Here is a 12607-nt window from a genome sequence, read left to right as displayed (position 1 = left end):
AACGATGAGCAATAATGATAAACAATTTGTCATGTTACATGATGAGAAACGTTGTATTGGCTGCCAAGCTTGTACTGTTGCGTGTAAAGTCATCAATGACATTCCTGAAGGATTTAGCCGACTTCAAGTCCAAATTCAAGGCCCTCATGACGACGAAGCGGGTAATCCACATTACCAATTTTTCCGTGTTTCTTGCCAGCATTGTGAAGATGCACCTTGTGTTTCTGTTTGCCCTACTGGTGCCTCTTTTATTGATGAGAATGGCATCGTTCAGGTGAAAAAAGAGTTGTGTATCGGCTGTGATTACTGTGTTGGTGCTTGCCCTTACCATGTTCGTTATATCAATCCAATGACGCATATCGCAGATAAATGTAACTTCTGTTCTGATACTCGATTAGCTGAAGGTGAATTACCTGCATGTGTATCGGTATGCCCAACAGATGCGCTTGCTTTTGGTCGCATTGACTCACCTGAAATTCAGGCTTGGATCAAACAAAAATCCGTTTATCAATACCAATTAGATAATGTCGGAAAACCAAGTTTATTCCGTCGTAAAGAAATCCATCAGGGAGATAAAGCATGACTAGTATCTGGGGAGCAGAGCTCCATTATACGCCAGATTATTGGCCTGTATGGTTAATGGCAGCCGGTTTATTAATCGTTGCTATGATAGCTGTATTAGTTATCCATGGCTTACTACGCTATGCCCTTGCACCAAAACACTCTGGTCATTATGAAGAAGAACGCGTTTATTTATACTCTAAAGCAATTCGTTTTTGGCACTGGGGGAATGCTTTACTGTTTATCCTATTACTATTAAGTGGATTTTTAGGGCACTTTTCTATCGGCAATGTCACCTCAATGGTGCTATTACATAAGATCTGTGGTTTTGTACTTATCGCATTCTGGATTGGTTTTATTCTTATCAATTTAACAACCAGTAATGGCGTACATTACAAAGTAAGATTTAGTGGGCTAATTGGTCGTTGCATCAAACAAGCTCGCTTTTATCTTTATGGCATAATGAAAGGTGAACCTCATCCTTTTGCAGCAACTAAAACAGATAAATTTAACCCACTTCAACAACTCGCTTACTTAGGTGTGATGTTTGGTTTAGTGCCACTGTTACTGATTACTGGATTATTATGTTTATATCCTGAAGTAATTGGTGAAGGTTATTGGATGCTAAAAGCACACTTAGTATTAGGGATCGTGGCATTAATGTTTATTTGTGCACACTTCTACTTATGTACACTGGGTGATACTTTTACTCAAACATTCCGCAGTATGGTCGATGGTCATCACCGTCACCAAAAACATGATGATCATAGTTCAGTAACAGAAAAAACAGAGCACTAATTTCTCAAATCCTCTTCTGTTACGATTCATTTCCTAAAATGCCCGCTCAAGCGGGCATTTTTTGATCTAAATTCAGAAACAATTTCATAATTTTATTATTAGCAAATATATCATTTTATTTACATGTTATTCCGTGTATAGTCGGCGCCCACCCTCGCTATATACAACTTTACACAATGATATACATTGCGTTACATTCGTGATGGGTATCGTTATATAAATTTTTTAATAGCGATGGATTTATATAACTAAAAAATACATTCTAGGAGTCTATCGTGAAGAAATTTATCATTTCGACAATAGCTTGTGCTATAGCACAAACATTAGCTGTATCAGCAAGTGTAGCCGCTGATAATGCTGAAAAAATCGTCGTTACTGCACAACCAATGAATAATAGTGAAGCCGGTGCGGGATTTGTTACTCGTGAAGTTGATATGGGGCCATTAGGCGAGAAGAAATGGTTAGATACTCCTTATACAACAAATACTTTTACTCAATCTATGATTGAAAATCAACAAGTCACCAGTGTTGCAGATATCTTAAAATATAATGCCTCTTCTCAAATGCAAGCACGTGGCGGTATGGATGTTGGCCGTCCTCAAAATCGTGGAATGCAGGGCAATGTTGTTGCTAACTCTCGCTTAGATGGTGTGAATATTATTTCTACCACAGCTTTCCCTATCGAAATGCTTGAGCGTGTAGATATTATCAATGGTCTAACAGGTTCACTTTATGGGCCAGCAAGCCCAAGTGGGCAATTCAATTTCACACAAAAACGTCCAACTTTAAAACGCTTAACATCACTGAATGCAACTTATGCCAATGATAACCAATTTAAAGGTCATCTTGATTTAGGTGGTTTTATTGATGATAACAATACCTTTGGTTATCGCATTAATCTAATGCATGATGAAGGCAAAGGTTATGTCACAGGTAGCAAGACACGTCGCCAGCTAATCAGTACCGCATTTGATTGGAATATCTCGTCTGATACTGTGTTAGAAGTGAATTTTAGTGATTATTGGTTTAAAAAAATGGGCTACCCTGGTGCATTTTCTTATGGACCAAAAGTTACCTCATTACCTGATGCGCCAGATCCAACTAAAGCTGGCTATGGTCAAGCTTTTGCGGGTGTTGATCTTCATACCAGAACGGTAAGTAGCCGACTAAAACATGATTTTAACGAAGATTGGCAAATCAGTGCAGCAATTGGCTATCAAACGGCTGATCGCGGATTCCGTTCTGTTTCTAACCAATTAAGTAATGATGGTAAGCAATTTACACCAACGTTATCAGTACCGACAACTTATGGTCGTTTTACTGTTTTAAGCCATTCTGTCAATGTTAATGGTCATGTGATGACTGGCGCACTATCTCATGATTTAATTCTCGCCACTAGCGGTTATCGTTGGGATATTTATGGCGCAAATGGTAATGATCAAAAATTCACATTACCAACTCAAGATATTAATAATCCACATCGTTATGATGATCCTTCTCATGACGGCTTCTACACTGGTGCTGCTCGCACTAAAAATAGCCGCTCACAAGTTCAAGCCATTACTTTAGGTGATACCGTTACCTTCAATCCTCAATGGTCAGTGATGGGATCACTAAGCCAAAACTGGATCAAAGAAACTTCTTATCGTGCTGGTGGTGGAAATCACACCGAAAATGGCTTAAGCCCTGCTGTCGCATTAATGTTTAAACCTATTCCTGAAGTGATGACTTATGTTTCTTATGCAGATTCATTAGAAGAAGGGGATTCAGCACCAAACACTGCCGACAACAAAAATGAAGTACTAAAACCTTATCGTAGCGAACAATGGGAAATGGGGGTTAAATCGCAAATTGGCGATCTTAATTTAAATGCGGCTATTTTCCAATTAGAGCGCCCTTTTGCCTATGTGGGTAACGACAATATCTTTAAAGAACAAGGTAAACAACGTAATCGTGGGTTAGAGCTTATCGCTAACGGAAAAGTTACTGATGAGCTTTTCGTTTTTAGTAGTATGACTTGGTTAGCTCCTACTTTAACCAACACAGGCAATGCTCAAACACAAGATAAAGACGTTGTAGGTGTACCAAAATATCAAGCTAATTTATTAGCTGAATACCATTACCCTACTTTGCCAAATGTTATCTATAGCGCCAATGTTCACTACACAGGTAAACGTGCAGCAAATACCACTAATACGATGTGGGCAAAAGCCTATACCACTCTCGATCTGGGTGCTCGTTATCAAACACAATACTGGGATAAGAAAACCACTTTCCGCCTCAATTTAGATAACGTGACAAATGAGCATTACTGGGCATCTATTTTCTCTGGCAACCAAAATGGTGCTATTGGTGGTGCAAATGCTTTCTTAGGTACGCCTCGCCAAATTTCCGCTTCTGTAAGTATTGAACTCTAAGAGGAAAACGAAATGTATAAAGGTTTTTTCAAAACCCTGTGCATTGCGTTACTGGGAGCTTCGGCTCTCAGTATCTCCTTTAATGCACAGGCGCAAAGAGTTGTTCAGTATTATCAAAATCAATCCATTACTGTTCCTGATTCACCCGAAAGAGTCGCCACGAGTTGGAATGCTCAAAATGCGATACTTGCTATGCTTGGTGCTGGAGATAAAATTGTTTCCACAACCGATTTAGTCAAAACGATCCCTTTTTTTACCGAGATTGTTCCAGCTATAAAAACAGCTTCAATTTCTAGTAAAGGTAATAATGACACACTGAATATCGAAACATTAATTGTTAGCCAGCCTCAAATCTTTTTTGCAACAGGAAAGCTATCTGATGCACAAATGACGGCACTAGAAAATGCAGGGATCAGTGTTGCATTATTAAAATCAGGTTCAATGGATGCGTTGTTAGAAAGAACGTTGATCACTGGTGAGATTTTAGGCTCAAGTAGTCACCAATTAGCAAAAGATTATTTAGCCTACTTCCAGCGTAATAAAGTGCTTGTAAAAAGCGCAGTAACCGAGATAAGTGCCAATAAACCAATGAAGGTCTATCATGCTTTTGGTTCGCCATTAAGAACATCTGGCGCACCTTCGTTAAATCATGATTGGATAGCGCTTGCAGGCGGTGTCAACGTGGCAGAACATTGGTTTGATAATGTACCAAGCCGAGCTGGTGATGTTTCCTTAGAGCAAGTTATTCATGCCAATCCTGATGTCATTGTCACTATGTATGCAAGAGACACTGAAATCATTAAGAATGCACCTGAATGGCAATCTATCACTGCTGTACGTGAAGGCCGAGTTTACACAAACCCTAAAGGCCTATTTTGGTGGTGCCGTGAAACCACAGAGGAAGCCTTACAATTTTTATGGTTAGCGACTGTTTTATATCCAGAACAAACAAAGCATATTGATATCTCTAAAGAGACTCAACAATTCTATAAAACATTTTTTAATATCATTCTCACCGATCAACAGATCAAACACATTCTTAAACCTCTCAAAGACTAATTGATACCGCCTCTTCATATTCACGATGAAGAGGCAACAATAATCCATCCCAATATGATATTAACTACCATTTTCATAGATAGTCATTTAATGATAGGTACTTAATTTTTGATCTAATAACACATTCTCACCAATGCACACTTTTTGCTTTTATCATATTGGGATCCACTCTTTTCGAATTTATTGGTGTGAAACGCATAAATTATACGTTTAATAGCTTCAGAAATGTTATCAGGAGGTAAAATTGAGGCAGGTAATATAAGAGGTAATTTTATGAATAGCTTATTCTAAACGAGTATTGATTAGCTATTTTTTTCTCATATAAATAAATACGAGAATATATTTCTCCAAGCCTGAAAGGCTCAACTCATTTGCAATACAATTATTCTTTTTTTTGTAAAAATTAAAAATTCTCATTCTCTATAAACGTAAAATGCCCTAATAAGGGCATTGATTTCATATAGAGGCTTTATTTCATTTATTAAGAAAATTCTTATTATTAACTAATTAAAGAGAAAAACTATATATAAGAATTATCTTACTCAATTTAGTTATTCTAAAATGAGTTACTTTCTAATTTAAAAATATTATTAGAAAATAGAAAGAGCCTTGCTATCGAAATGAGCTGGAATATGTTGTTCATTACGCTCAGTTTCTTGAACCATTCCACCAGTTACTTCTTCAAAGAAGCTACCAATATTAACGCCTAGTACTTCAAGCACTCTAACTAAGCAATCAATATCAATACGGTTTACACCACGCTCATAATGGAATAACTGTTGTTCACTAATATCAATCTCTTTCGCTAACTGAAATACAGTATAACCTTGAGATTTTCTTAATGACTTAATTTTCTGTCCAACTGCATAAGCGACTGGATACTTGCTACTCATAATATTGTTCTCGCTTTTCACTTTGATTGATATCTAATTTATAATGGTGTGTTCCTACGCAATAATATATAAAACTATATATTATCCAGGACACCTTTTTGTTTTAATAAAATATTATTCTTAGTAGATAAGAAATATTACAATTCATAACATGACTTATCATATGTAAATAATATACTACGCATTTAAACACTTTCAACTAGTCAAAAAAAGACAGTGTAAGCATGATGATTTACTCACACTAGTAAACAATACCTAGGATAACACTATATATTCTTTATTTTCATACAGTTAAAATATTTTATTTATAAAATTACGCTTTTTTTTTCTTAAACTTTACTCATTAATTAGAATTATCATCTAGTACAAGCTTAATTTAAAGTGTGATTGTTTGAATTGTGTAAAAATAAATCAACTTATGTCAGTCTAATTTATTTAAAATAATAAATTAACCTCATAAAGATAACTATTTTCTTATTTTTATTAAATAGCTTAAGCAATATCAATGAAATCTGATGAGTTTATAAATAAGGCAATATTACACATTGATATCAATCAGTTACATAACTTACATTAATAAATTGATGAAAATCACATTTTAAACATTTGTTAATTAATTTATATAAGCATAAACCCTTACTCTTTCAACTAAATATATTTCAAGACCTACAATTATTTATTACTCTAGAATAAATAAATAATAGATTTAATTACTCATTTTTTTTGAATTTTTATTAATGAATAACTTATTTTAATTTTCAATTAGTTTAAAAATCTTCTTTATGAAATAGAGAAAAAGTAAGTCTTAATATAAATATTTTTGTTTTATCAGTAGGTTATTTGAAGGTTAAGTATATCATCATAAAAACCGTTCTTTTTATGACCACATAATACTATTCTTTCTTTTTCACTCAAATGCGTGCATTTGGCACATTGTAAAAATAGAGTAATCACCATATCTTAAGTTAAATTAACAAGGGAATGAACTGTTAAATATCAACTTTAGCATGATCTAATTTTGTTAAAAAAAATAAAAATTAATCTTTTTACATCCTAAGTAATTACACCTATTCTATATAAGAGTTATTCTTAGGAGAAAATAAACATTAATATTTTTATATAATTTATGTTCCTGCTAAATGCACAATTTTCTCCATTTTTCGTAAAAAATGAAATTAACCACTTCAGGACAAATCAATTACTGATGAAATAAGTACTTTTTGCTTTATATCATTTACTATCCAGCTCATTATGATGTAAAGATTGACAAATATCAAATTTTAAATTTAGTTTATTTAAAATCAAATAGTTACATATAAACCATCACTCTATCACCTCTTCAAAAAAGAAGTAGGAAGAAGATAAAACATCATTATATTTAATCTTTATTCTTATTAGCACTATCCAATGATTTATAAAAAGTAAGAAAAATTAACTATAGAGTCCAGTTTTTATCTTTTAATCTTCTATATTTTTTCTTAAAAAATGAGTGCCACATATTTTTCAATACTGACTTAAAATGTTTTAACATGCTCATTTTATGAGAGATATTGCTCATAGGAAATGAGCAAATAATTTATCACAGTACATCTAAGGTTATTTAATTTTATAAATAAACTGAAAATGCCTATATCCACTCCTAAAAGGAGTAGATCTTTCTTCTTCAATTAGAGTAATTTTTTTAATATTTTTAGATTAAAATTTGAGCTCTACTCAGAAATAAATACATATTTTCTACTGAGCGCTTTCCCTCATCCAAAATGATTGAATTAACAATAGAAGAACATTTTCTTTTTTAAGCAGTTCCATTTAAATGATAAAAACATGAAGGACGTAAAAAACGTAATACAGAAACTGACTTATGAGTCTTCTTCACAACAAGCACAATGCAATAACAAGTTAAAACAGTCTTAGAAGGTGACTACTCTCCGCCGTAAACGGTGAGACTTCCCATTACTCAGACCGCACTGTGGTTATGACGGATTTTATACTGCTCTCCATGGGCTGAAACGACGAGCCTTGCCGCCTGTAGCTCCAAGATACCCTTATGTCGAATATTGATTGCCTTGAAGATAAAGAGATGATGCCAATACAAAGAACTAGGAAAGCATGCCTATAAGGATATGTGGCCATAAGTGAAACAATGAACAACACACAGAGAAAAAGATTAAGGCTCAAAGAATGTGACTAGCGGCAATAACGCAGGTATTAGAAACCAAATAACTATTATTAATTCTTTTAGAAAGATATTAGGGAAGTAAATAAGAAGGCATAACGAAGAGATAAAGAAGTGGTGGGCGGTATTGGGCTCGAACCAACGACCTCCTCCTTGTAAGGGAGATGCTCTACCAACTGAGCTAACCGCCCGCTTTATTATTAAATGGTGGGTCGTGGGCGATTCGAACGCCCGACCAATTGATTAAAAGTCAACTGCTCTACCGACTGAGCTAACGACCCATTTAATAATTTGCGTAAATCTGTAAGTAGCTTTGTGAATGGTGGGTCGTGGGCGATTCGAACGCCCGACCAATTGATTAAAAGTCAACTGCTCTACCGACTGAGCTAACGACCCGTCACAATGTTCACTACTTTATGTTGTATTTTTAGGAATGGTGGGTCGTGGGCGATTCGAACGCCCGACCAATTGATTAAAAGTCAACTGCTCTACCGACTGAGCTAACGACCCATACCTAAATGTGTGATATTGCGCGAAATAACCGAATGAAGTGGTGGGCGGTATTGGGCTCGAACCAACGACCTCCTCCTTGTAAGGGAGATGCTCTACCAACTGAGCTAACCGCCCACTTCATGATGACTAAATTCTCACTACCACGCTTTAATGTAATTGGTGGGCGGTATTGGGCTCGAACCAACGACCTCCTCCTTGTAAGGGAGATGCTCTACCAACTGAGCTAACCGCCCAATTACACTAAATCATACAACTTATCACAACGAAAATAATGGTGGGCGGTATTGGGCTCGAACCAACGACCTCCTCCTTGTAAGGGAGATGCTCTACCAACTGAGCTAACCGCCCGTCGTGATGGGGTGCATTATAGGGATACTGCGCTATGAGTCAACGATTTTTATCAGTTTTTTATCGTGAAAATGATCGTTCGTTTTATTTTTAGTCAAGATGCTTTTTTTAGCACCATAAGTGACACAGCAATTAACCAAAGTAATCCCACGGGTACTCTTCGTCAAACAAAAAATCATCAATTTGAAAATTTTATCTCTGTTAAAAGCTTAATGGCATTGAGGAATTAGCATCCAGTGATAAAATAAGGCAACCATTTCGTTTTTTTGATAATCACGATTACTTATCTATATATAAGTAAGACGTACAAAGGCAATCCCAATGAGTAAAATAAAAACCCGTTTTGCACCAAGTCCTACTGGCTATCTACATGTTGGTGGTGCGCGTACCGCACTTTATTCCTGGTTGTATAGCCGTCACAATAAGGGCGAATTTGTACTGCGTATAGAAGACACCGACTTAGAACGTTCTACACAGCCAGCCATCGATGCAATCATGGACGGTATGAATTGGTTAAATCTGAATTGGGATGAAGGTCCTTATTATCAGACTAAACGCTTCGATCGCTATAACCAAGTGATTGATCAAATGCTATCTGCGGGTACTGCATACCGTTGCTATTGCTCTAAAGAGCGTTTAGAGCAACTGCGCGAAGATCAAATGGCGAAAGGTGAAAAACCTCGTTACGATGGTTGTTGCCGTGGTAGTAACCATAACCACAGTACTGATGAACCTCATGTTGTGCGTTTCTTAAACCCACAAGAAGGCTCTGTCATTTTTGATGACAAAATTCGTGGTCCAATTGAATTTAGTAACCAAGAGCTTGATGATCTGATTATTCGTCGTACTGATGGTTCTCCAACTTATAACTTCTGCGTTGTTATTGATGACTGGGATATGGAAATCACTCACGTTATTCGTGGTGAAGATCATATCAACAACACACCTCGCCAAATCAATATTCTCAAAGCATTAGGTGCACCAGTGCCTGAATATGCTCACGTATCAATGATTTTAGGTGATGATGGTAAAAAGCTCTCTAAACGTTATAACGCGGTCAGCGTAATGCAATATCGTGATGATGGCTATTTACCGGAAGCATTATTAAACTACTTAGTGCGTTTAGGCTGGTCTCACGGCGACCAAGAGATCTTTACTATTGATGAAATGATTGAGCATTTCACTTTAGAAGCTATCAGTAAATCAGCAAGTGCATTTAATACTGATAAACTGCTTTGGTTAAACCATCACTACATCAATACACTGCCAGCAGAGAAAGTTGCTGTTCATTTAGATTGGCATATCAAACAACAAAATATTGATACCAGTAATGGCCCATCATTAGTTGAGCTGATCAAATTACTAGGCGAGCGTTGCAAAACATTAAAAGAGATGGCTGAAAGTTGCCATTACTTCTATGTTGATTTCGAAACATTTGAAGAAACAGCAGCGAAAAAACATTTACGTCCAGTTGCTCGTCAACCATTAGAAGTCGTTCGCGATAAATTATCAGCAATTACAGAGTGGACAGCTGAGAATGTTCACCAAGCAATTCAAGATACTGCTGATGAATTAGAAGTGGGTATGGGTAAAGTAGGTATGCCATTACGTGTTGCTGTAACAGGTGCGGGTCAATCTCCTGGCTTAGATGTTACCGTGCACGCTATTGGTAAAACTCGTAGCGTTGCACGAATTAATAAAGCACTAGACTTTATTACTGAAAGAGAAAACCAAGCTTAATTTACTCGTTAATCTTGCTTATTAAAAAAGATACATTCCTAAAATCGGGAATGTATCTTTTTTTTGTACTCTTTTTCAGCAATCAATAAATAATGTGAGATTAACTGATTGACAGTATTGTGCTTGTTGCCTATTATCAAGCCCGTTCCAGTATGTTGGGGCTATAGCTCAGTTGGGAGAGCGCTTGCATGGCATGCAAGAGGTCAGCGGTTCGATCCCGCTTAGCTCCACCAATATACTTCTAGAACAATCCAATATATGGGGTTATAGCTCAGTTGGGAGAGCGCTTGCATGGCATGCAAGAGGTCAACGGTTCGATCCCGTTTAGCTCCACCAGAATTTTAAGATCCTGAAGAGAAATCTTCGGGATTTTTTGTTTTCTACTCCCCTTTATTTACTTCTATTGCGCAGTGTACCCCCCATCAATGGCATAAAATGCCCCTGTCGAGAAACTGCTCTCATCTGAAAGTAAAAATGCGACCGTTTTAGCGACTTCTTCTCTGGTTGCCATTCGTTTCATTGGATGTGTATTCGCCATCCATTCACGTACTTCATCAGGTAGCATTTGCATTCTTGGTGTATCGACATAACCAGGTCCAATTGCATTGATCCTTATTCCTTTGTCTGCAAACTCAAGAGCAGCTGAACGTGTGATCCCTAATACGGCATGTTTAGCTGCTGTATAGGCTGAAATACCCGCAATCCCTACAATGCCATTAGATGAAGAAAGATTCACAATACTTCCTCCCCCACTTTTTAATATCGCGGGGATGCCATATTTCAAGCCATAAAATACGCCATTGATGTCTGTATCAATGACTGATTTCCAATCTTCAATCACATAATCGACAATAGATGTATTATGAGGCCCCGTGATCCCTGCATTATTAACTAAACCATGTAATGCTCCAGCTTGAGCGATAACAGTTTCAACCATTTTTTCAACTTGAGAAAATGAGGTCATATCCGCCTGCAAAGCGATCACTTTTTTACCCGTTCTATCAATAGAACGTGCTGTTTTTGTTATTTCCTCTAAATGCCGGCCAGTAATGAAAACCGTTGCACCACGTTGAAACAGCAATTGTGCAATACCCTCACCGACACCTGTACTTGCCCCTGTGACTAAAATCACTTTATCTTTAAAATAGTTCATCATTTCGACTTCACCTCTTATCAACTGTGTCACGTTTTATCAGACAGTTATAAAATAATTAACCAAAGTTAACTATATGCCATCTTATTTGATTAACTTTAGTTAATCAATATAAAGTTTATTCTCAATGAATGACCTGATAATATTAACTTTAGTTAACATAATTTATGAGATAGCGTATTTATGGAGAAGTGTGAATTAGAAAATGCATTGTCATTATTACAATGCACATTAGTCGCGCAACGAACTCGTTATACCCCAGAACAAGTCACTTGGAGTCAATATGATATTTTAGAATTATTGCGCTTACGGGGTGACTTAACCCCTTCTCAATTAAGTGATTCATTGGCGATTTCAAGACAAAACTTATCAAAATTTATGCGGGGATTAAAATCCTTAGGATTTATTGCACAGTATCGTTCTGAAAAAGACAAGCGTGAGCTTATTACTCATTTAACTGATGATGGTCACGCTTTTTTGGCAAGAGCGGCATTAGGTCGAAAACAAAATGCAGAGAAAATAAGTGAATGCTTAACACTCGGAGAGCAAACATTATTTATTGAATTAAGTCAGAAAATCATTAATGCGTTAACACCTGAAAAATCAACTATGGGTAATGATTAACATCACCGCTTTAATGGTTTTAATAACCCTTCTAAACCTTCAATTTTAATTGCTAGGGTCATCTCCATGAGTTGACCAAGCTTACCTTCAGGAAACTCGCCTTTCTTTGCAAACCACAATAGGTACTCTTCTGGTAAATCAACCAGCATACGTCCTTTGTACTTGCCAAATGGCATTTGTGTGTTTGCTATATCGATAAGGTGCTGTTTCTCTAACATGTTCTTTACCACGTTGTCATTGAAGGGATAAAACCGATTATAGGGTAATTTAAAGATAAAAAAAGCAGTACCCGGAGGTACTGCTTGATTTTCTGTTACTTGATTAA

General features: G+C 36.4%; 9 protein-coding genes and 9 tRNA genes. 8 read left to right on the top strand and 10 right to left on the bottom strand.

The features are described from left to right. Positions 1-4: 4 nt before the first annotated feature. From GTK47_RS09550 to GTK47_RS09535, 4 genes are all read left to right on the top strand, one after another. Positions 5-583, top strand: a complete 579-nt coding sequence (locus tag GTK47_RS09550) for a 4Fe-4S dicluster domain-containing protein (RefSeq protein ID WP_165122897.1) — start codon at positions 5-7, stop codon at positions 581-583. Then, positions 580-1359, top strand: a complete 780-nt coding sequence (phsC, locus tag GTK47_RS09545) for a thiosulfate reductase cytochrome B subunit (protein ID WP_165122896.1) — start codon at positions 580-582, stop codon at positions 1357-1359. Before GTK47_RS09550 ends, phsC begins: the two co-directional genes overlap by 4 nt. Positions 1360-1634: 275 nt before the next feature. Next, the gene (locus GTK47_RS09540; RefSeq protein ID WP_241256094.1) at positions 1635-3776 is read left to right on the top strand and encodes a TonB-dependent siderophore receptor; all 2142 of its coding nucleotides are present in this window, start codon (positions 1635-1637) and stop codon (positions 3774-3776) included. A 12-nt stretch (positions 3777-3788) separates the two neighbouring features. Further along, positions 3789-4835, top strand: coding sequence for an ABC transporter substrate-binding protein (locus GTK47_RS09535; RefSeq protein WP_165122895.1), 1047 nt, complete (start codon positions 3789-3791; stop codon positions 4833-4835). A gap of 590 nt (positions 4836-5425) precedes the next feature. On the opposite strand, the gene GTK47_RS09530 is transcribed toward GTK47_RS09535, so the two are convergent. From GTK47_RS09530 to GTK47_RS09495, 8 genes are all read right to left on the bottom strand, one after another. After that, positions 5426-5728, bottom strand: a complete 303-nt coding sequence (locus GTK47_RS09530; protein ID WP_165122894.1) for a helix-turn-helix transcriptional regulator — start codon at positions 5726-5728, stop codon at positions 5426-5428. Positions 5729-8019: 2291 nt separating this feature from the next. Beyond that, positions 8020-8095 (bottom strand) — tRNA-Val (locus GTK47_RS09525). 14 nt (positions 8096-8109) lie between these two features. Continuing rightward, a tRNA-Lys gene (locus GTK47_RS09520) sits at positions 8110-8185 on the bottom strand. A gap of 39 nt (positions 8186-8224) precedes the next feature. Further along, positions 8225-8300 (bottom strand) — tRNA-Lys (locus GTK47_RS09515). A 38-nt stretch (positions 8301-8338) separates the two neighbouring features. Then, positions 8339-8414, bottom strand: a tRNA-Lys gene (locus tag GTK47_RS09510). 41 nt (positions 8415-8455) lie between these two features. Continuing rightward, positions 8456-8531, bottom strand: a tRNA-Val gene (locus GTK47_RS09505). 43 nt (positions 8532-8574) lie between these two features. Then, a tRNA-Val gene (locus GTK47_RS09500) sits at positions 8575-8650 on the bottom strand. A gap of 39 nt (positions 8651-8689) precedes the next feature. Beyond that, positions 8690-8765 (bottom strand) — tRNA-Val (locus GTK47_RS09495). Between the two features lie 321 nt (positions 8766-9086). Here GTK47_RS09495 and gltX point away from each other — a divergent pair. From gltX to GTK47_RS09480, 3 genes are all read left to right on the top strand, one after another. Continuing rightward, the gene (gene gltX / locus GTK47_RS09490) at positions 9087-10505 is read left to right on the top strand and encodes a glutamate--tRNA ligase (protein WP_165122893.1); all 1419 of its coding nucleotides are present in this window, start codon (positions 9087-9089) and stop codon (positions 10503-10505) included. Between the two features lie 157 nt (positions 10506-10662). Beyond that, positions 10663-10738 (top strand) — tRNA-Ala (locus GTK47_RS09485). Positions 10739-10765: 27 nt separating this feature from the next. Then, a tRNA-Ala gene (locus GTK47_RS09480) sits at positions 10766-10841 on the top strand. Positions 10842-10905: 64 nt separating this feature from the next. On the opposite strand, the gene GTK47_RS09475 is transcribed toward GTK47_RS09480, so the two are convergent. Continuing rightward, on the bottom strand, positions 10906-11658 hold the full coding sequence (locus GTK47_RS09475) for an SDR family NAD(P)-dependent oxidoreductase (protein WP_165126565.1): 753 nt from the start codon (positions 11656-11658) through the stop codon (positions 10906-10908). A gap of 183 nt (positions 11659-11841) precedes the next feature. On the opposite strand from GTK47_RS09475, the gene GTK47_RS09470 reads away from it, so the two are divergent. Continuing rightward, a complete protein-coding gene (locus GTK47_RS09470) occupies positions 11842-12282 on the top strand; it encodes a MarR family transcriptional regulator (protein ID WP_165122892.1) in 441 nt (146 codons plus the stop codon). A gap of 2 nt (positions 12283-12284) precedes the next feature. On the opposite strand, the gene GTK47_RS09465 is transcribed toward GTK47_RS09470, so the two are convergent. After that, a complete protein-coding gene (locus tag GTK47_RS09465) occupies positions 12285-12500 on the bottom strand; it encodes a DUF3820 family protein (RefSeq protein WP_023581656.1) in 216 nt (71 codons plus the stop codon). Positions 12501-12607: the final 107 nt, after the last annotated feature.

The organism is Proteus sp. ZN5 (assembly GCF_011046025.1).
Classification (GTDB): domain Bacteria; phylum Pseudomonadota; class Gammaproteobacteria; order Enterobacterales; family Enterobacteriaceae; genus Proteus.
This window is presented reverse-complemented; position numbering and strand designations above follow the sequence as displayed.

Bases quoted from the DNA above. Each gene is read 5' to 3' on its own strand.
- GTK47_RS09550 (WP_165122897.1), top strand. From the start codon at position 5: ATGAGCAATAATGATAAACAATTTGTCATGTTACATGATGAGAAACGT.
- phsC (WP_165122896.1), top strand. From the start codon at position 580: ATGACTAGTATCTGGGGAGCAGAGCTCCATTATACGCCAGATTATTGG.
- GTK47_RS09535 (WP_165122895.1), top strand. From the start codon at position 3,789: ATGTATAAAGGTTTTTTCAAAACCCTGTGCATTGCGTTACTGGGAGCT.
- GTK47_RS09530 (WP_165122894.1), bottom strand. From the start codon at position 5,728: ATGAGTAGCAAGTATCCAGTCGCTTATGCAGTTGGACAGAAAATTAAG.
- gltX (WP_165122893.1), top strand. From the start codon at position 9,087: ATGAGTAAAATAAAAACCCGTTTTGCACCAAGTCCTACTGGCTATCTA.
- GTK47_RS09475 (WP_165126565.1), bottom strand. From the start codon at position 11,658: ATGAACTATTTTAAAGATAAAGTGATTTTAGTCACAGGGGCAAGTACA.
- GTK47_RS09470 (WP_165122892.1), top strand. From the start codon at position 11,842: ATGGAGAAGTGTGAATTAGAAAATGCATTGTCATTATTACAATGCACA.
- GTK47_RS09465 (WP_023581656.1), bottom strand. From the start codon at position 12,500: ATGTTAGAGAAACAGCACCTTATCGATATAGCAAACACACAAATGCCA.